Origin of the sequence: Permianibacter aggregans (genome assembly GCF_009756665.1) — a bacterium.
Lineage (GTDB): Bacteria > Pseudomonadota > Gammaproteobacteria > Enterobacterales > Permianibacteraceae > Permianibacter > Permianibacter aggregans.
In genome coordinates this window covers 4,217,383-4,236,755 of record NZ_CP037953.1, presented here as the reverse complement: position 1 = coordinate 4,236,755, position 19,373 = coordinate 4,217,383, and the positions used below count along the sequence as shown (strand labels likewise).

Annotated in this window: 21 protein-coding genes; 13 read left to right on the top strand and 8 right to left on the bottom strand. The window is 53.3% G+C overall.

The genetic code is table 11. The annotated features are described in order from the left end of the window. Positions 1-48: 48 nt before the first annotated feature. The 3 genes from E2H98_RS19045 to E2H98_RS19035 all read right to left on the bottom strand — a co-directional run bounded on the left by E2H98_RS19045 (position 49) and on the right by E2H98_RS19035 (position 1,927). Positions 49-375, bottom strand: coding sequence for a rhodanese-like domain-containing protein (locus E2H98_RS19045; RefSeq protein WP_133592530.1), 327 nt, complete (start codon positions 373-375; stop codon positions 49-51). Positions 376-478: 103 nt separating this feature from the next. Then, on the bottom strand, positions 479-910 hold the full coding sequence (locus E2H98_RS19040) for a CBS domain-containing protein (RefSeq protein ID WP_133592528.1): 432 nt from the start codon (positions 908-910) through the stop codon (positions 479-481). Positions 911-1,411: 501 nt separating this feature from the next. After that, a complete protein-coding gene (locus E2H98_RS19035) occupies positions 1,412-1,927 on the bottom strand; it encodes a hypothetical protein (protein WP_133592526.1) in 516 nt (171 codons plus the stop codon). Positions 1,928-2,181: 254 nt separating this feature from the next. Here E2H98_RS19035 and E2H98_RS19030 point away from each other — a divergent pair, with 254 nt between their 5' ends. After that, the gene (locus tag E2H98_RS19030; RefSeq protein WP_133592524.1) at positions 2,182-2,544 is read left to right on the top strand and encodes a SpoIIAA family protein; all 363 of its coding nucleotides are present in this window, start codon (positions 2,182-2,184) and stop codon (positions 2,542-2,544) included. A gap of 79 nt (positions 2,545-2,623) precedes the next feature. Here E2H98_RS19030 and E2H98_RS19025 read toward each other — a convergent pair whose 3' ends face one another. The 5 genes from E2H98_RS19025 to E2H98_RS19005 all read right to left on the bottom strand — a co-directional run bounded on the left by E2H98_RS19025 (position 2,624) and on the right by E2H98_RS19005 (position 7,540). Continuing rightward, positions 2,624-3,196: a sll1863 family stress response protein gene (locus E2H98_RS19025; protein ID WP_133592522.1), complete on the bottom strand. Its 573-nt coding sequence runs from the start codon at positions 3,194-3,196 to the stop codon at positions 2,624-2,626. 123 nt (positions 3,197-3,319) lie between these two features. Then, complete coding sequence (locus E2H98_RS19020; protein WP_133592520.1) at positions 3,320-3,613, bottom strand: sll1863 family stress response protein; 294 nt, start codon at positions 3,611-3,613, stop codon at positions 3,320-3,322. Between the two features lie 157 nt (positions 3,614-3,770). Next, on the bottom strand, positions 3,771-5,159 hold the full coding sequence (locus tag E2H98_RS19015) for a sigma-54 interaction domain-containing protein (RefSeq protein ID WP_133592519.1): 1,389 nt from the start codon (positions 5,157-5,159) through the stop codon (positions 3,771-3,773). Positions 5,160-5,583: 424 nt separating this feature from the next. Then, the gene (locus E2H98_RS19010) at positions 5,584-6,090 is read right to left on the bottom strand and encodes a Dps family protein (protein ID WP_232475436.1); all 507 of its coding nucleotides are present in this window, start codon (positions 6,088-6,090) and stop codon (positions 5,584-5,586) included. 427 nt (positions 6,091-6,517) lie between these two features. Then, complete coding sequence (locus E2H98_RS19005; protein ID WP_133592517.1) at positions 6,518-7,540, bottom strand: class I fructose-bisphosphate aldolase; 1,023 nt, start codon at positions 7,538-7,540, stop codon at positions 6,518-6,520. Between the two features lie 270 nt (positions 7,541-7,810). Between E2H98_RS19005 and E2H98_RS19000 the strand changes: the two genes are divergently transcribed. The 12 genes from E2H98_RS19000 (at position 7,811) to fnr (ending at position 19,333) form a co-directional block, all read left to right on the top strand. After that, positions 7,811-8,260 (top strand): CBS domain-containing protein, encoded by a 450-nt coding sequence (locus E2H98_RS19000; protein WP_133592515.1) that lies wholly within the window; start codon positions 7,811-7,813, stop codon positions 8,258-8,260. A gap of 341 nt (positions 8,261-8,601) precedes the next feature. Continuing rightward, a complete protein-coding gene (ccoN, locus tag E2H98_RS18995; RefSeq protein ID WP_133592513.1) occupies positions 8,602-10,041 on the top strand; it encodes a cytochrome-c oxidase, cbb3-type subunit I in 1,440 nt (479 codons plus the stop codon). Positions 10,042-10,051: 10 nt separating this feature from the next. Next, complete coding sequence (gene ccoO, locus E2H98_RS18990) at positions 10,052-10,660, top strand: cytochrome-c oxidase, cbb3-type subunit II (RefSeq protein ID WP_133592511.1); 609 nt, start codon at positions 10,052-10,054, stop codon at positions 10,658-10,660. A 5-nt stretch (positions 10,661-10,665) separates the two neighbouring features. After that, positions 10,666-10,848: a cbb3-type cytochrome oxidase subunit 3 gene (locus tag E2H98_RS18985; protein WP_133592509.1), complete on the top strand. Its 183-nt coding sequence runs from the start codon at positions 10,666-10,668 to the stop codon at positions 10,846-10,848. 1 nt (position 10,849) lies between these two features. Further along, entirely contained in the window at positions 10,850-11,743 is an 894-nt protein-coding gene (ccoP, locus tag E2H98_RS18980) for a cytochrome-c oxidase, cbb3-type subunit III (RefSeq protein WP_133592507.1), read from the top strand. A gap of 51 nt (positions 11,744-11,794) precedes the next feature. Further along, positions 11,795-13,183 (top strand): cytochrome c oxidase accessory protein CcoG, encoded by a 1,389-nt coding sequence (ccoG, locus tag E2H98_RS18975; RefSeq protein ID WP_408634857.1) that lies wholly within the window; start codon positions 11,795-11,797, stop codon positions 13,181-13,183. Then, positions 13,180-13,674 carry a FixH family protein gene (locus tag E2H98_RS18970; RefSeq protein WP_133592503.1) on the top strand — a complete coding sequence of 165 codons (495 nt, stop codon included), beginning with the start codon at positions 13,180-13,182 and terminating at the stop codon, positions 13,672-13,674. The genes ccoG and E2H98_RS18970 overlap by 4 nt, the downstream gene beginning before the upstream one ends. Positions 13,675-13,677: 3 nt before the next feature. Further along, positions 13,678-16,152 (top strand): heavy metal translocating P-type ATPase, encoded by a 2,475-nt coding sequence (locus E2H98_RS18965; RefSeq protein WP_133592501.1) that lies wholly within the window; start codon positions 13,678-13,680, stop codon positions 16,150-16,152. Next, entirely contained in the window at positions 16,149-16,328 is a 180-nt protein-coding gene (gene ccoS / locus E2H98_RS18960; protein ID WP_133592499.1) for a cbb3-type cytochrome oxidase assembly protein CcoS, read from the top strand. Before E2H98_RS18965 ends, ccoS begins: the two co-directional genes overlap by 4 nt. Beyond that, entirely contained in the window at positions 16,321-17,043 is a 723-nt protein-coding gene (locus E2H98_RS18955; protein WP_157591472.1) for a sulfite exporter TauE/SafE family protein, read from the top strand. Before ccoS ends, E2H98_RS18955 begins: the two co-directional genes overlap by 8 nt. Positions 17,044-17,101: 58 nt before the next feature. Continuing rightward, positions 17,102-18,505 (top strand): oxygen-independent coproporphyrinogen III oxidase, encoded by a 1,404-nt coding sequence (gene hemN, locus E2H98_RS18950; protein WP_232475435.1) that lies wholly within the window; start codon positions 17,102-17,104, stop codon positions 18,503-18,505. A 72-nt stretch (positions 18,506-18,577) separates the two neighbouring features. Beyond that, positions 18,578-19,333 carry a fumarate/nitrate reduction transcriptional regulator Fnr gene (gene fnr / locus E2H98_RS18945; protein ID WP_162848206.1) on the top strand — a complete coding sequence of 252 codons (756 nt, stop codon included), beginning with the start codon at positions 18,578-18,580 and terminating at the stop codon, positions 19,331-19,333. Positions 19,334-19,373: the final 40 nt, after the last annotated feature.

The following is a 19,373-nucleotide window of genomic DNA, read 5'->3' as shown; positions in this document are numbered from 1 at the left end:
TCCGCTGTCATGCGCCCGCCTGGAATCAGTTCGGGCATGTGTTGCCGCTCAGGCGGCGGATTTTTGCTTGAACCAATCCTTGGTGCCGCCTTCATAATCGTAGATATTGGAAAAGCCCGCTTTTTCGAGCTTCTTCGCCGCTTTTGGCGATGCATCACAATCCGTGCTGGCACAATAAACAACGATATCCCGCTCCTTATCTCCAGCCACCAATTCCACTTTCTTGATGAAATCATCGCTCTCAAGCGGGATGTTGATTGAGGTGCGAATGTGCTGCTCATTGAATGCATCCTTCGGTAGCACGTTGATCAACACAAAATCACGATGCTCCATGTCGTTCATCCGCTTTAATTCATCCCGAGTAATGGTTTTCATTTGACTACTCCTCATTCTTGCTGATTGGTTAGCTCTGCGGTCGCCGCATCACGCTACGCACTCAGGATGAATGCGTAGCGGAAGGGCGCCCCACATACCAACTTCATGCTGCTGACTTCGAAATACCTTTTGCTGCGTGCGAGGCGACGGATTCCTGATCATGACGAACGATATCGCCAAGAGACAGAATGCCAACCAGGTTCTTGTCATTCTTGTTGTCCAGCACAATCAGGCGATAGACCTGCTGCTTGCGCATGCTGTCGGCAGCCGACTCAATATCATCGTCCTTGAAGCAGTACAGCACTTTCTCACTGAGGATCTTGTCCACACGGGTTTCCTGTGTGGAAAGCCCTTCCGCGACAGCACGGACAGTGATGTCGCGGTCGGTAATGACGCCCTGCAGCTTTTCTTTTTTTTCATCGCTGACTGGCAGAAAACCGCAATCCATATCACGCATCTTTTTTGCAGCAGCCATGATGGTAGTGGAAGGCGCCAGGTATTCGGCGTTCTTGCTCATTGCTTCGCTGACTTTCATCGTTATCCTCCTTTCCTGAATGTCAAAACAGCCCGTTTGCGGCTGTGTGTGTTCGCTGAAGCGATGTTGAAGGCGAAGCGACAAATTCTGTTCAGCAGTTGCCGCTACATGGCCTTCAGCGCAATCAACGGCAATCACCATTGCCCATCGCCATTCAATCGTCGTTGTCTTAATCGCTACAGCGAACAACAGCACACATCACGGTTTGGACAGATTCCTGAACAGCGTTCGGATAATGGCTAATTCATTGCCGTCATGATCATTAACGCAAGAACCGCACCAACGTTAAACGCGGTATTGAGATAGTCGACTTTCAGCCCAGCATTGCGCTGACGAGCGATATTACGCGGAGCAGAAAACGATGAGCGCCATTGGTCTCCTGAAACCACTGTACAGGCCTCATTTTGTCGTGGTGGTTTTGCCGCTGGCCTGGTGCATTTAGGCCGCGTTTCCAAGCGCATTGACGGCTCCGTCAAGCGGCAATGGCCAAGCATTTACTGCTCATTCATTGTCGTCGCCATGCCGAGCTTTCTGTGCCTTCTTGATGTTCTCCTGACGCGCTTTCTTTTGTGCCTCAGTCGGCTTGTTTTTTTCTGGAACGTTGGGGCGTGGCTTGGCTTCGAACATGTCGCCTTTGACATGTTTGGGTTCAGAGCCGAGCTTGTCGAGCAAATCTTTGGCGTCATCATGGTCCGGGATCAGTTTGCCGTCTTCGACGTGGGCAAAATCCTTGCTGATCAGCCATTTCACGGTATCCCAGGAACCACTGCTGCGTTTACCGGCAACGCGCTGCAAACCGCCTTCATCACCGATATCGTGGGTTCTGAATGTTTCGAAATCGTTCTTTTCGCGCACACCGACATGATAATAATCGCCCTCGCCGCCTCGACCCGGCTTTTCCCTTTCCCTTCCTTCCGGCTGTGCCAACGAACGCTGGCGCGAAGACATGTTCTGCCATGCCTCCTGGGCTTTCTTGATATTCTCTTTCGCTGCTTCACGTTGTTTTTGCGTTGTCATGTTCGCCTCCTTTTTCATCCAGAGTTTGTCGTCTGGGCGTTTGCAAAATCACTGGCATGTCACATGCTTGAATTAAAGGATGATGCGCAAGTGAATTTTCTTGAACGGGTGTTTCCACGGTCCTATTGCTGGAGAACGCTCGGTCATATCAAACCACCTGCATTTCGTGTGCCGAGCCCTCTGCAGCGGCACAGCATCAGCGAGAATTGGCAAGCGAAATGGGCCAATCGATGCACAGACGAAGGAGGTAAACAATGGCTTTGACCATCTCTCAGCTCGGTGACGCGGCGTTGGAGCTGAATGTGTTCGGCAAACTGCAAAAAGAGGACTATGAGACATTTATTCCGAAAGCCGAGTCACGCATCGCCAAACAAGGCAAACTGGATTTGCTGATCAATGTTTCGCGTCTCGAAGGCTGGACGCCATCGGCACTTTGGGAGGATTTGAAGTGGGATGCCAAGCACTACAGTGATGTCTCGCGCCTGGCGATTGTCAGTGACGACAACAACAAGGAATGGATGGCAACCCTGTCGAAACCCTTCACCGGTGCCGAAGTGGAATACTATCCGGCGACTGAACTTGACAAGGCTAGACGTTGGGTACGCCATCAGGATTAATCCCACCGCGCAATACAAACTAACCGTAATAAAAAAGCCGAAGCAGATCTGCTTCGGCTTTTATTGTGAGTGCTGATAATCAGGCCCCTTCTTTCTGCTGCTCTCCCTGTTGATTTTCCGGGGCTTCATCGTCTTCAAACTCCTTTTCAGCACGATTCAGTGACTCGGCCAGTGTGCCGTAAGCGCTTGAGAATCCCTTGACCACTTCATCCCAGGCTTTGCCGCTGTCGGTTCGGACTTCTTTGGTCCAGTTGGCCAGCTCTGTGCGATTTTGTTTGATGGTGTCGAGCAGTTGTTGGCGTTGCAGCTTCACTTCCTGATTGACCTCCTCGCCCATGTTCGCCACTTGCTGCTCGACCTGATTGATGCGCGCATCCATTTTTTGCATTTGCTGATCAATGGTGGCTGCTGCTTCGTCGCGCTGGGTGGCCGTGTACTGCGCTAGCTGATTGGTGAATTCTTCCCATTCCAGCACGACTTTCTGCGCCGGCGTTGGCCCCATATCGCCTTGATCCGCTGGCTCAGAGGGCTGCGCTGCTGGCGAGGTTTTCTCTGGTTCTTGCTCCTCCATTTTCTTCTGGTCGCCGCAACCACCTGCCACTACGACCATGGCCAGTAACGCCGGATACACAATCTGTCGATACAATGTCATGGTTTCTTTTCTCCTGTGTCATGGTGTCGAAACGGGTGTATGGCCAGTTTCAACTCTGCATGTTTAGAAACGTGCTAACGACGCTCCACTCTGAATGGGCTGTTCAGCAAGCCTTGTGTAGACCTAGGCATTCTTCAACTTGTTGTAGGCTGACTTTACCGACTCACTGACTTCGTCAAATGCACGGTCGGTGCCTTTCTTCAATTCCTCCCAGGAATCGCCGCTGGCTTGGCTGACCGCGCGCAAACGCTCTCTTGCCTCATCCTGCTTGGCGCGAATTTTCTCCAACTCTTTGTCCATCTGAATACGCACATCGCTTTTTTCCTGCTTTGCTTTGGCTTTCAGTTGATCGATCTTCGCTTGCCATTCATCCATATTGGCTTGCAGTTTCTGTTGGTATGCTTCTTGTCTGTTCATGATGTCCTCTCCTTTTTCGATGGAAAATTATCGTGATACATCACTTCATGCAGCATATGTGCCGGTTACCAGGCGAGCATGTCTGGCTACGCGATCAAATGCCCCGCTCACAGCAACCTTGGGGGAAATACCCCTTTTATCGGGGCAGATAACCCGCTCAGGCACGCTGTTTCAAGTCGTATTTCTGTATCCGGTAACGCAGGGTTTCCCGCGTAGTGCCCAGCACTCGCGCTATTTCGGTGACGTTGAAGTTGTTCAGCTTCAACGCTTTTTGGATGACCATGCGATCAATCTCTTCCAACGCCATGCTGCCATCCAACGGCACCAGCAACGCCGCTTCATCGCTGCTTGGCTGGCGGGAAGACGCGGTTTCACTGTCTGGCAATTGCAGCCAACGTGCCGGAAATACTTCGTCCTTGGACAGCAGCACGCAACGCTCGATGACGTTGCGCAATTCCCGAATATTTCCCGGCCAATTATAAGCCATCAATTGCTCCCATACCTTGTTCGGGATGACGTCGATCTTCTTGTTGGCTTTGAGATTGAACTCAGCGACGATACGCGGCACCAGATCCATCATGTCCTCTTTGCGGGTGCGCAATGGTGGCAGGTGAATGCTGAATACACTCAGGCGATGATATAAATCTTCCCGCAGTTTTCCTTCTCTGGCGGCTTGTTCGAGATTGACACTGGTGGCGGCGAAAATCTGCAAGTCGACATCAATCTCCCGCTCACCACCCAGTCGTCGAATTTTCTTGTCTTCAATGGCCTTCAATAATTTGGCTTGCAGCTCCAGATCCATGTCGCCGATTTCATCAAGAAAAAGCGTGCCGCCGTTAGCCTGCTCAAACAAACCGTGGTGACGAGTTCGGGCACCGGTGAACGCTCCTGCCTCATGCCCGAACAATTGTGATTCCAACAGTTCTTTCGGTAACGCCGCACAGTTCAACTCGACAAGCGGTTCCTTATGGCGCTCTCCACAATAGTGCAGAATGCGCGCAACCAGCCCTTTGCCTGTTCCGGTTTCGCCGGTGATGATCAGCGTACTGAGCGGCACATCGGAAAGCTGTTTCAACAATGAGCGCACTTCCTCTACGGCCGGACTGGTGCCTTGATACGCTTCAAAGCTGAAGCGCTTGCGTTCGGTGGTGGTGTAGTGGCGCAGATGCCAGCGTGTCAGAGCAGAACGCCAGGCTCGTTGTGCCAGCAGTGCCAGTCGTTCCAGGTCCGCCGGTTGGTCGAGCACATCAAACGCCAGGCGGTTGACTTGCGCCGATGGTGACTGCTCCTGATCGGCAATCAGATAAATCCATTCGCCGCATTCCATGGAGTCATGCAGCGATTTCAGCTCATCCAATGCCTCTTGGCTGAGTACACGCATGGCGACCACAACAACGCGCGGCTCGAAAGCCTGCTCCAACAGCACGCCTCTGGCTTGAAGCGGCTGTGCATAACTATCGATTTGCCAATCGTCTCGTTGAAAAGTTTTTTTGAGTTCCTCAGATAATGCCGGATCATCGCTGATAATCGACATTCGGCTTGCCATAAATTGCTCCCTCACTGAGCCGCTCATCCCGTGAAGATGATCGGCGCATTCCATGAAATCTGGTCCCATGATACGTCATGTTGCATGCTAGCCAATATGCTTCTCACGGGAACAGCTATTGCGACAACGCGCTGTCATTGCACTGAAAAGCCAAGGCGACAGGAAAATTCAGATGTGAGCAGCAGGTGGTTGAATACCGCTGCTCCTCAGTCTAGCAGCTAAGTTGCGCCGACACGGGTTAAAATGCTCACTTGATCGCGCCGGTGATTTGCTGCGAATAAAAATCATCGCCCTTGCAACATGCCGTTATAAAGGACACGGTAAAGGTATAAAAAACAATTCAGAAAAACGCAGATATCCGGCTCTTGCCGGATATCTGTCGTTTGCACTGATAATCAGGCGATTTCAGTGCATGGGATGCCTGTTACGCCAGCAGAGCTCGCAGCATCCAAGTGTTTTCTTCGTGCTGACCAATACGATCGGTGAGCAAATCAGCGGTTTTGACATCCTTGACTTTTTCCGCTTCCATTACGGCTTTTCTCAGCTTGCGAGCACAGGACTCATTGCCGTCGATCAACTGCTGAATCATTTCCAGGGCAGTCGGAGTGCCCGTTTCTTCTTCAATCGATGCCATTTTCTTGAATTGCTGGAAGCTGCCGGGTGCCGGGAAACCAATGGCGCGAATGCGCTCGGCAATGGTGTCGATGGCCTCAGCCATGTCTTCATACTGCTGCTCAGTCAGTTTGTGCATGCCGACGAACAACGGACCAACAACGTTCCAGTGAAAACCTTGCGTCTTGACATACAGTAAATAGGTATCAGCCAAAACTTCGCTGAGCCGATCCGCCAGTTCAAGCCGATCATCACGGGCGATGCCGCCATGAGTGACCACTTCTTCCGGACGAGCTTTCATTGCGCTGTGTGTAGCCATGCGTGTACCTCCTTTCAGTTATCGAATTCCATGAACGGATATCTTGAATGCTGCAAGAACGATTCCAGGTAGAGCGGGTGTCTTACCCGCACAGATGCTAACGGGGGTGCCTGCCATCGGTGGATCTCAACCGCTCCGCGTGCAAATCACCCACGGTATTCCTGATGACTTCTGCATCACCTTGTATGTCTGTACGCGAAAAATGAGCAAAACGATCTGTCAGAAATATCTTGATGAGCTTCTACAACTGACGTTGAGAAGCGATCTCGCGAAAAAAACATGTACTTTCATCGCGAAAACGCGAGCCTTCCGGCGAAGCGTGCGCAACCAAGCGCTGCGCAGTAATCACCGGGCATCGCCATAACCTTATGGACAACCGCTACTGACGTGTTCTTTCGTCACAACGGATTCCGAACGCCCAAGTGGTTCATTCTGTTTCCATATTACTGTCGTATTCTGCTCGACAAGCCAAGCCATTCAGCTCGACACGCCGAGCGAAGATACCTTGAGCCAATTTTCGATTGCTTTCCTTACCTGCCCATGCCGCCATAACTGGCGCTTGCAAGGCCCGTGAATACGAAAATGACAAACGCCACGGAGCTTTTGGATATTTTGCGTTCAGCGCTTGCAAGTTTGCGGTTGCCTCGGTCGCCGATTGGCCACCAGACAGAAAATTGATGCTGGGTATCGCTGCCGGCACCGTGCGACTCAATACTTTCATGGTTTCACTGGCCACCAGTTCCGGGAGGGCTTTGTGTGAGCTGCTTTTGCCCGGCAATATCATCGAAGGCTTTAGCACCACCGCTTCCAACAATACGTGATGAGCATGCAGCGCCTCGAACACGCTGGTCAGCACGGCTTCTGACACTTCTGAGCAGCGCGCCATTGAATGATCGCCATCCATCAACACTTCGGGTTCAACGATGGGCACCATCAATTGTTCCTGACACATGGCGGCATAGCGCGCCAACACTTCGGCATTCGAGCGCAAACCGAGTGAAGTGGGATTGTGCTCAGAAATACGGTAGACCTCGCGCCATTTGGCGAAACACGCCCCGGCTTCACGATACTGGCGCAAGCGATCGGCGAGTCCATCCAGCCCTTGAGTGATCGTATCGCCGTCGGCGTTTGTCAGTGGCACCAATCCTTTGTCAACTTTGATGCCGGACATGATCTGGTGTTTGCGCAAGAAATCCGGAACTACGGTTCCTTCGTCAGTTTTCTGAAACAAGGTCTCTTCAAACAGGATGATGCCATTCAGAAACTGGTTGATGCCCGGTGTCGTGAACAACAGATTTCGATACGTGCGCCGGGTCGATTCGCTACTGTCAATATTCAGTGCCTGCAAGCGCTTGCTGATGGTTGGGGTACTTTCATCGGCGGCCAAAATGCCCTTTCCGCGCTTGGTCAGCTCACTGACAGTCTCGAGCAATTGTGTCGCTTTATCCATGATCTGCTCCTTGCCTTTGCGTCGATATGTTTTCAGTTTAGAGCATTGCGATAGTAGGCAAATGAATGCGTTAGCAGCGAGTTCGACTGGTTATTTCTCCGACGAATTAAAATCTATTCCAATATTCCTTTGCCTTGTCACTCATTCGTCGACACCGAATGGTTTCCGGTAAATGTCACGACAATTTGGTCAGTGGCTGCACATTGACTATATTTTTTTCGTTGTCACCGGTTTGCGCATCATTCGGAAAAACTATCCTGGAAGATCATCATGCAACTAAAGCAGGTTTGCGATCCCGCCGTCATCACGGCCAAACGCCACGACTCGATTACCCGAATCGCTGAGATGATGCGTGAATACCATGTTGGCGCTGTCGTTATCGCCGACCCCATCGGCAGCAAGCTGACGCCGGTGGGGCTGATCACCGATCGCGATATCGTCATTGAGGTAATTGCCAAGCAGTTGTCACCTGACGATTTGACCGCGCACGACATCATCACCGGCCCCTTGGTTGTCGCCAACGTTCAGGATGACATTGAGCACGTGGTGTCACTGATGCATGAAAAACAGGTGCGACGTTTACCGGTGGTGGATGCGCAAGGATGTTTATTCGGCATCGTCGCGCTCGACGATTTACTGCAGTTTGTCGTGTCGGAACTGCAGGCCTTAAGCGCGGTTCCCCGAGGGCAGGTGTTTCAGGAGGTGGAGCGCCGGGCCTGACGCATGACGCTTTTCCGACTTTCTCGCGCAAACTTGATCAAACCGGGATTGCCGGTTGCAAGCCTGCCCGGCAAAATGCCATTCACCTGCTTTTTGCAGGGACATTCAGTTTCCTTGGTTCAATCCGCTCCCGGTTCACGGTGTAATAGGCACCGTGATGCCGCCCGTCTGTTCGTATTTCTTGATTTCATTCGACTAATTTCCACCGTCAGAGCCCGAACCGGCTTGATCTTTGTCAAGTTTTGTAGCCGGCCAATCCCTGACAATAGCGCCAATTGTTAAACCAATCAGGCGGTATCTGTGCGCCACCGCCGGCCTTTCACGCAGCATCTGGAGGAATTATGGGGAGTTCGTCGCACGCGATATCAGGCCAGTACCACATAAAGGTGGTGCAGCAGTTCACGATAGCGACCCTGGTTTGGGGTGTTGTCGGCATGCTGGTTGGTGTCCTGATAGCCGCGCAATTGATTTGGCCTGAGTTGAACTTCGACCTGCCTTGGCTCAGCTATGGTCGGTTGCGGCCGTTGCACACCAATGCGGTGATCTTCGCGTTTGGTGGCAGCGCCTTGATTGGCACCTCGTTCTGGGTCGTGCAACGCACCAGTCATATCCCCCTTGCCTTTCCCGGTCTTGCCTCTTTTGTGTTCTGGGGCTGGCAGGCGGTGATCGTGCTGGCGGCGGTCTCGTTGCCGCTCGGTTATACCTCAGCAAAAGAATACGCCGAGCTGGAATGGCCAATTGACATCCTGATTGCGATTGTCTGGGTGGCCTATGCGATTGTGTTTTTTGAAACAATACGTCGACGCAAGGTCTCGCACATCTACGTCGCCAATTGGTTTTATGGCGCGTTCATCCTGACCATTGCCGTGCTGCACATTGTCAACAGCGCGGCGATTCCGGTGTCGCTGACCAAGTCGTATTCGGCCTACGCCGGCACCGTCGATGCGATGGTGCAATGGTGGTATGGCCATAACGCTGTCGGCTTTTTCCTGACCGCCGGCTTTCTCGGCATGATGTATTACTTTGTGCCGAAGCAAGCCAATGGCCCGGTGTATTCCTATCGTTTGTCGGTCGTCCATTTCTGGGCGCTGATTGCCGTTTACATGTGGGCTGGTCCACACCACTTGCATTACTCATCATTGCCGGATTGGGCGCAGTCACTTGGCATGGTGTTCTCGCTGATTCTGTTGGCGCCAAGCTGGGGCGGCGCAATCAATGGTGTCATGACACTGAGTGGTGCCTGGGACAAGTTGCGGACTGATCCAATCATCCGTTTCATGATCGTCAGCTTGTCGTTCTACATGATGTCGACATTCGAAGGCCCGATGATGTCGATCAAAACGGTCAACGCGTTGTCGCACAACACCGAATGGACCGTGGGGCACGTGCACTCGGGCGCACTCGGTTGGGTCGCGTTCATCACGTTTGGTTCGTTGTACTCGCTGATCCCCGGTTTGTTCGGCAAAGAAAAAATGTACAGCACCAGTTTGATCAGCCTGCACTTCTGGGTCGCGACGATCGGCATCGTTTTGTACATCAGTTCGATGTGGATTGCCGGTGTCATGGAAGGTTTGATGTGGCGGGATGCCAACCCGGACGGCACGCTGGTTTACACCTTTGTTGAATCGCTGAAGGCCAAACATCCCTATTATTTGGTGCGTTTGCTAGGCGGCCTGATGTTTTTCGCCGGCATGTTGATCATGGTCTACAACGTCGTTCGCACGCTGGCCGGTTCGCCGCATGCCAATGAAGTGACCAGAAAGATTCCGCAACCGGGTTGAGGCAGAGATCATGAAGCACGAAATTGTTGAAAAAAATGTCGGCTTGATGGCCCTGATCATTGTCATCGTCATCAGTTTTGGCGGTCTGGCCGAAATCGTTCCGCTGTTCTTTCTGAAAGACACGACAGAACCGGTGGAAGGACTGAAACCATGGACTGCGCTGCAGCTCGAAGGTCGTGATGTGTACATTCGCGAAGGCTGCCATGTCTGTCACACCCAGATGATTCGTCCATTCCGCGCCGAGACGGAACGTTATGGACACTATTCTCTGGCCGGCGAATTTGTCTGGGAACATCCGTTCCTCTGGGGTTCGAAGCGTACCGGCCCGGATCTCGCCCGTGTTGGTGGCCGTTACAGTGATGAATGGCATCGCGTGCACTTGATCAACCCTCGCATCGTGGTGCCGGAATCGAACATGCCGAGCTTTCCGTGGCTGGAAGTCAATGTGCTCGATGGCAGCGAAACCGCCGCCAAAATGCGCGCAATGAAAACACTCGGCGTGCCCTACAGCGACGAAGACATCAATGGCGCTGCTGACGCGGTAAAAGGCAAAACCGAAATGGATGCGCTGATCGCCTATCTGCAGGGCCTCGGCACCACGATCAAGAGCAAGAGGTAAGTCATATGGAAGCGGGATTATTACGCGGCATCATGACCGTCATCTGGCTGGTGCTGTTCCTTGGCATAGCATGGTGGGCCTACAGCCCGTCGCGAAAAAAACGTTTTGATGAAGCCGCACGCCTGGCACTCGACGAACCGAAAGAAAACGCCGGCCGTGCGTCCACCACTTCGAAGAAGGAACAGTGATATGAGTTTGGGTGTTAGTCTCTATATCATTGCCATTGTTGTGCTGAATATTATCGGCTGCTGGTGGTTGCTGGTCTGGACCAAAAACCTGAAAACCGACGAGACCGATGGCAAAGTCAATCATGCCTATGACGGCATTGAGGAGTACAACAATCCACTACCACGCTGGTGGCTGTGGTTGTTCTACATCACGATCATTTTCTCGGTAATTTATCTGCTGCTTTATCCTGGCCTCGGTCATTTCAAAGGTTATTTGAACTGGTCACAGGAAGGTCAGTACAAAGAGGAAGTGCAAAAGGTGAATGCGGTCATCGAACCGATGTACAACGCCCTCGCCCAGCGCAGTATTCCTGATTTGGCCAAAGATCCCGAAGCTATCGGTATGGGTCAGCGTCTGTTCGGGGTGAATTGTGCGGTCTGCCACGGATCTGATGCCCAAGGTACACCGGGCTTCCCGAACCTGACCGATAGCGATTGGCTTTACGGCGGCAAGCCGGAGCAAATCAAGCAGTCGATTCTGAATGGCCGTACCGGCATGATGCCGGGCTTCAAGGAAACCACCGACGAGAAAGCTCGCATCGCTTTGCGTCACTACGTGTTGTCGCTGGCCAATCGCGATCATGATCGACAATTGGCCGAACAGGGCAAAGACAAATTCGCGACACTGTGCGCGGCTTGTCACGGCGCTGAAGGTAAGGGCAACGATCAACTCGGGGCACCAAACCTGACCGACAACACCTGGTTGTATGGTGGCAGTCACGCAGCGATTACCGACACCATTGAGCACGGACGCAGCGGTCAGATGCCGGCCTTCGAGCAATTGCTTGGCGAAGAACGGGTGCATCTGCTGGCGGCGTATGTCTATTCGCTGTCTGAGCAAAAAGCTTCCGAATAAACCAAAACCCGGGCCGCCAGTCGGCCCGGGTTTTCTGCTGTAGAGTGAATGATGACCGAGCGCATTCCCGTTCAGGAACTGTACGTCAAACCGCCGAAGATCTATCCGAAAAAGATCTCCGGCGTTTTCGCCAAGCTGCGTACCGCATCCATGTGGTTGCTGCTCGGCTGGTATTATTTGGCGCCGTGGCTGACCTGGAATGATCGTCAGGCGATTCTGTTCGATTTACCGAATCGAAAATTTCATTTGTTTGGCCTGACACTTTGGCCACAGGATTTCATTTTTCTGTCCTGGCTGCTGATCCTGGCGGCCTTGAGCCTGTTCTTTTTCACCGCACTGGCCGGTCGACTCTGGTGCGGTTATGCCTGTCCGCAAACGGTCTGGACCAAAGCCTTTTTATGGATGGAGCGAATCACTGAAGGTGATCGCAATGCCCGTATGCGGCTCGACAAGGCGCCGCTCAGCATAGAGAAAATTCGCAAGAAAACCGCCAAACATACTCTGTGGATTCTGTTTGCGTTGGCGACCGGTTATACCTTCGTTGGCTACTTCGTGCCCATTCGTGAGTTGTCGACTGAAATACTGGCCGGCACGCTCGGTGGCTGGGCCTGGTTCTGGGTGTTGTTCTACAGCTTTGCCACCTACGGCAATGCCGGCAAGCTGCGCGAACAGGTCTGTATTTACATGTGCCCATACGCTCGTTTCCAGGGAGCAATGTTTGACCGCGATACGCTGGTCATCGCCTACGACCCAAAACGTGGCGAACCGCGTGGTGCGCGCAAAAGAGATGCGGTGGTTGACGGCCAGACACTCGGCGATTGCATCGACTGCAAACAATGCGTGCATGTTTGCCCGACTGGCATTGATATTCGCGATGGCTTGCAGATTGAATGCATCGCCTGCGCCGCCTGCATTGATGCCTGCGATGAAATCATGGACAAGATGTCCTACCCGCGTGGCCTGATTCGTTACACAACCGAACGCAACGAAACCGAACATCGCACCCGCATCATGCGTCCGCGCATTCTGATTTATGGAGCGCTGCTTTTTACCTTGCTGGTGTTGTTTGTCGTCGCGTTGAGCATGCGCTCGCCGCTACGGGTCGATATATTGAAAGATCGCGGCAAGCTGTATTCACTGACCGATGAAGGCTTGGTCGAAAATATCTACACGTTGAAGATCATGAATCTGGATCAACAGCCGCATCAGTACATGGTGCGTGTGGAAGCACCGGTCACCCATCAGTTGATTGGCGATACCACAATCAGCGTCGAGTCTGGTGCCATTGCCTCCTTGCCGCTACGCTTGCGCATGGACCCGTATGAGTTGAAAGATATCTCTTCGGAAGTGCGATTTATCATCACCGACCAACAGGATCAGACGGTTGAAGTGGTGGAAACCAGTAACTTTGTCAAACCAGGCAATATGAGGTCACGATGAGTAACGAAAAGCGCGTTAACTGGTTTGCCCTACCTTGGCTGCTGCTGTGGCTGCTGCCCGCCTCCTCTGTTGTTGCCGGTTTGTCGACACTGGCCATCGCCCTGATCAATCAGGATGACATGGTTACCGACGACTATTATAAGAAAGGCATGAGCTTCAATCGTTTGCAACAGGCTGATCAACGCGCAAAGTCAATGGGGCTGAAGGCCAATGGCTTCATTGCCGAAAACCAGATTGTGATCATGTTGGCGGGTAACGATGTCGAAACCGTTGGCGATACGCTGCAACTGAAACTGTTTCATCCAACTCAGGAAGAACAGGATCAACATATCGAACTGCGCCGAGTAGGCCCGTTCCAGTTTCAAGCGCAATGGTCAGCGCACGACGATTGGCGTGGCTATGCCGAGTTGAGCCCCGAGGATGCGCGTTGGCGACTGCGCGGCCAGTGGCAAGCCGATAGCATCAATCTGCTGCAACCCGAGGTGCTGTAGTCGATGAGCGTCTGTTTCCATTGCCATGAACCGGTGTTGACCGGTCAGCAGTTTATGCTGAAGCAAAACGAGCAAGCGCTGCCGTTTTGTTGCGCGGGCTGCAAGGCAGTGGCTGAAACCATTTTCGCGGCAGGTCTCGACAGTTATTACCAGCACCGCGCGCAACCGGCGAGCCGCTCCGATGCGGCACCACCAGAAGCTTTGTGGCAAGCGCTTGCCCGCAGCGCCGAAGATGCCGGTATCGTGCAGCATGATGGCGACAATACCGAGGCCGATTTTTTTGTCGAGCAACTGCAATGCCCGGCTTGCGCTTGGTTGATCGAACGCCATTTGCGACAACTACCGGGCGTCAGCCAGGTGCAGGTGCAACTGAGCGATCGCAAACTGACCTTGCATTGGTGCGGTGGCGAAACCGATATGGTGTCATTGTTGTCAGCACTGCATCAAATCGGTTATCAGGCGGTACCGTTCTCCGCCGATGCGATGGAAACCGCGCTCGCCGAAGAGCAGCGTTATTTGCTGAAACGATTGGCCGTTGCCGGCTTTGGCATGATGCAGTCGATGATGTACGCGTTCGGCTTGTATTTTGATGCCTTTTCCGAGTTGACATTGGTGCAGGAAAATTGGCTGCGCTGGAGTTCAATGCTGGTGACGCTACCGGTCGTGCTGTATTCCGGTCAGGTGTTTTTCCGTCGCGCTTGGTCGGCATTGAAAATGCGCAGTGTGACCATGGATACATCGGTGTCGATTGCCATCTTGCTGGCTTTTTTTGCCAGCTTGTATGCGACATTGGTGCAGCAAGGTCAGATTTATTTCGATTCAGTCGGCATGTTTGTGTTCTTGTTATTGCTCGGCCGTTTTCTCGAACTGCGTGCGCGGCAACGGGTGATTACCCTCTCCGGCACTCAACATCGCTTGCTGCCAAGATTGATCGAACGCTGGCAAGACGACTGCTGGCAAATCAGCGCCGTCAGCGCGTTGCAAAGTGGCGATCGGATTCGCATCAAGGCTGGCGAAGTTTGTCCGGTCGATGGCGATTTGCTGAGCAGCAAAGCCACCGTCGTCGAAAGCCAGATCACCGGTGAGTCTGATCGTATTGGCAAGCAAGTTAATGCGCGCATTTTTGCCGGTTCGCTGGTCGCCGACAATGCCATCGAATTGCGCGTCGAGAACGCTGGCACCGACACCTATCTGTCACAACTTTCCCGGCTCAGTGAACAAGCTTTGCAACACAAACCGGGAATACAACTCTGGGCCGATAAGGTCGCCCGTTATTTCATCGCCGGCATTCTGCTGATCGCCGCTATCGTTTTTGCCGTCTGGCTTTTTGTCGAACCCAATCGCGCACTGGATATCACCATTGCCGTGTTGGTCGTCACCTGCCCTTGCGCCTTGTCGCTGGCATTGCCGACAGCCTGGGCCAGCGCCATTCGGTTTCTGTTGCAAAAAGGGGTGTTGATTCGCCGCGCCGAAGCGATGGAGCAATTGCTTGGTGTCACCGATATCGTGTTCGACAAAACCGGCACACTGACCACCGGCGAACAACGGGTCGCAGCTATGGTGCGTAACCCCCGCCATCCCGATGCGCACCGTGCAGAACAATTGGCCGCCAGTCTCGAACACTATTCCACGCATCCGTTGGCAAAAGCATTGGCTGGCGTTAACGAGCAAAAATTGCGCGTCGATAATATTCAGGAGTTTCCCGGTCAGGGCATGTCCGGTGAGATTGATGGCAAGCCTTATCGCATCGGCAGTGCCGAATTTATCGATGTCGCCGATCAAGGCATTCGTCGTCAGGCCACCGTGGTACTCGCCGACGAAAAAGACTGGATCGCCAGCTTTACGCTGACCGAGAAAATGCGCGAGCAAACTGAAGCGACGTTACAGTGGTTGCAAAGTCAAGGTTACCGTCTGCACTTGTTGTCGGGCGATAACGAACAACGCGTATGGCACGTCGCGCAGAATCTGCCATTGGCGCAGTACCGCTATCGCTGTCTGCCCGAACAAAAAATGCAGTACGTGCAGGCGTTGCAAAAAGAAAAACGCCGGGTGCTGATGATTGGCGATGGCGTCAACGATGCGGCCGTGCTGGCCGCTTCCGATGTGTCGATGGCAATGGGCTCGGCCGCCGATGTCTCGCGCCTGAACGCGGACATTATTCTGCTGCATGATCAATTGCCGGCGATTGCCGCGACGCTTCGTTATGCGGGCCGCACCCAGGCGATCATTCGTCAGAATCTGAGTTGGGCTTTGCTTTACAATGTCATTGCCATTCCATTTGCCTGCATCGGCTGGATTTCGCCATGGCTGGCCGCGCTTGGCATGACCGCCTCGTCGCTGTGGGTGACGTTGAATTCCTGCCGCTTGGCCCAGCAGCGGCAATGGCAGCTGCAAGAGCCAATGTCGCCGCCTGCTGATTTGAGCTCTACTCCACGCCAGCCTGAATTGAAACCTGAATTTGGAGCAAGCCGGACATGAGCGCGATTTTCCTGTTGATTCCGCTCGGCTTGCTGATGCTGGCTGTGGCGATTTGGGCGTTTATCTGGGCGGTGCAAAAGCGCCAGTTTCAGGATTTGGATTCGGCCGGTCACAGCATTCTGATGGAGCAAAAAGCGGCAAAACCCAACCAATCCGATAGCGATGATCATGACTGAACTGCCCTGGCTTGTTGCGGCGTTTGTCACCGGTCTGTTGAGCGCCGGCCACTGTCTGCCGATGTGTGGCGGCATAGCCATGGCGCTTGGCCAGCAAACTCGTGGCGACCCCGCCTGGCTGCGCGCCATGAAGTTGTCTGCGCACGGCACGGGTCGCATCATGACTTACGCGGTGCTTGGGTGGACGTTAGGCGCGCTAGTCATGCTTTTGCCCCTGCAAAAGCTGCAGCCGCTTGCAGTTGCCGTGCGTGTGTTATCGGGGCTGATGCTGATTGCGATGGGGTTATATATCGGCCGCTGGTGGCTCGGTCTGACCAAACTCGAACGGCTCGGCGCCAAACTCTGGCAGCCGGTGAAAACGTGGTTTGCCCGTGCCTTGCAAAACAAAGGACTGGCCCCGTCTTTGCTGGCCGGCATGCTCTGGGGTCTACTGCCCTGCGGTTTGGTCTACAGCGCCTTGACCGTGGCCGCAGCGCGCATGGACGCGGCTGATGCCGCACTCTACATGCTGGCTTTCGGGCTGGGTACCTTGCCGGCGATGTTGCTGCCGGCGCTGCTCTCCTCCAGTTTCCAGTTCTCGAATGCGCTGCGCCGGGTCTCGGCGCTGGCATTGATCGGCTTTGGTCTCTGGATTGCCTGGCATAACGGTGCCGGGCTCTGGTCCGCCGATGACCCGCATCAACACCATCATCACCACAGCCTGTCTGCCAATTGACATAAATCAAGCTGCTTGAACGTTTGCGCCCCTACACTGCCAGCAACTGGGAGGCGTAATGGCTATGATTTTGCAATTTCCGATTCAGCAGGCACCAATCAGCATCAACCGCGAGTTGATTGCCCGCTACAACCTTAGCGGGCCGCGCTATACCTCCTACCCGACAGCGCTGCAATTCACCGAAGATTTTCGCAAAGCCGATTATCAACAGGCGATTGCGCAAACGGATCCGAAAGCGCCACTGTCGATTTATATCCACATTCCGTTTTGCGCGACGCTTTGTTACTACTGCGCTTGCAACAAGATTGTCACCAAAGATCGGCGCAAGGCGCAAACCTATGTCGAATACCTGAAGCGTGAAATCGCCCTGCACGCAAAACTGCTTGGCGGTCGCCGCGTCACCCAGATGCATTGGGGTGGCGGTACGCCAACGTTTTTATCGCACACAGAAATGGCGGCGATCGTCGATTGCCTGCACCATCATTTCGAGATTGCGCCGAGCAGCGAAGGTGAATATTCGATCGAAGTCGACCCGCGCGCAGTCAATGACGACAGCATGCAGCGCCTCGCTGAGCTCGGACTCAATCGGCTGAGTCTTGGCGTGCAGGATTTCGATCCAAAAGTGCAAAAGGCCGTCAATCGTGTGCAGAGCTTTGAGCTGACCGAAAAAGTCATTCAGCAGGCGCGCGAGCATGGCTTTCGTTCGATCAACCTCGATTTGATCTATGGCTTGCCCTATCAGACTGAGCAGAGCTTTCGCGAAACGCTTGATAAAGTCATGCTGCTATCACCGGATCGTCTGTCGATCTTCAATTACGCGCACCTGCCTTCGCACTTCAAATCGCAGGCGGCGATTCCAAAACAGGCGTTGCCTTCCGCTGAAGAAAAACTGCAGATTCTCGAATACACAGTCAGCTTCCTGACCCGCAACGATTACGTTCATATTGGCATGGATCATTTCGCCAAGCCGAATGACGAGCTGGCCGTGGCTCAACGCAATGGTCAACTGCACCGCAATTTCCAAGGCTATTCGACCCGCGCCGAGTGCGAGCTGTTGGCGCTTGGTGTGTCGGGTATTTCCCAGATCGGTGACAGCTACTTCCAGAACCTCAAAGATCTGGATGGCTATTACGAAGCTTTGGACAAATCCAATTTGCCGATTTGGCGCGGTGTCAAACTGGATGCCGACGACAAGCTGCGGCGCGATGTCATCATGCAGCTGATTTGCCATTTCAATCTCGAGTACTCTGTCATCAATCAGCTCCATGGTATTGATTTTCAAAGCTACTTTGCCGATGAGTTGCAGCGTTTGCAGAGTTTTGCTGATGATGGCCTGGTGACGATTGACGAGCAAGGCATTGAAGTGGCGCCGCTCGGACGATTGCTAATTCGAAACATTTGTACCGTGTTTGACCGCTACTTGTCGGTGATGATGCAGAGTCGGTTTTCCCGGTTGATTTAATGACTTGGGGAACTGTATGAATAAAGCGGTATCACCTATACTGTATTTACCTTCGCCGCCGGAGCGTATTGAATGCCGAACCTGAACATGTCCAACTCACTGACCTCGAAGATTTCCTGTCAGCAGTGCAGTATCAGCCAGCTCTGCCTGCCAGTCAGTCTGGCCGAGGCCGAAATCGAACACTTGGACAGCATCATTCAGCGCAACAAACCGCTGCAAAAAGGCGATTTGCTGTTCCGCGCTGGCGACAAACTGGAAAGCCTGTTCGCGATTCGTAGCGGCAGTTTGAAAACCTACACGATTTCCAGCGAAGGCGAAGAACAGATCACCGGCTTTCATCTGGCCGGCGAAGTCATTGGTCTTGATGCCGTTGCCAATATGGCGCATCGCGGTTTCGCGGTCGCCATGGAAACAACGATGGTGTGCGCACTGCCTTTCGAGCAACTGGAAGAGTTGGCTGGAACGATGTCGTCACTGCGCTCGCAACTGATGCGGGTGATGAGTCAGGAAATTCTCGACGACCAGGAATTGCTGTTGCTATTGAACAAGAAAAATGCCGAGGAAAGACTGGCAGCGTTTCTGGTCAACCTGTCGACCCGTTATTCGCGTCGCGGCCGTTCTGCCACCCGCTTTATTCTGCCAATGACCCGTTCCGATATCGGCAACTATCTCGGCCTGACCATCGAAACCATCTCGCGTTTATTTGCACGCTACCAGAAAAACGACATGATTTCGGCTACCGGCAAGGAAATCGAAATTCTCGATCTGAAAGCGATGTCTCGTCTGGCCGGTACGGCTTGCGACAGCCATCAACCAACGGCGGTCTAATACGCACGTTTCAAGCTTGGTTTGCTGTGCTACATTAACT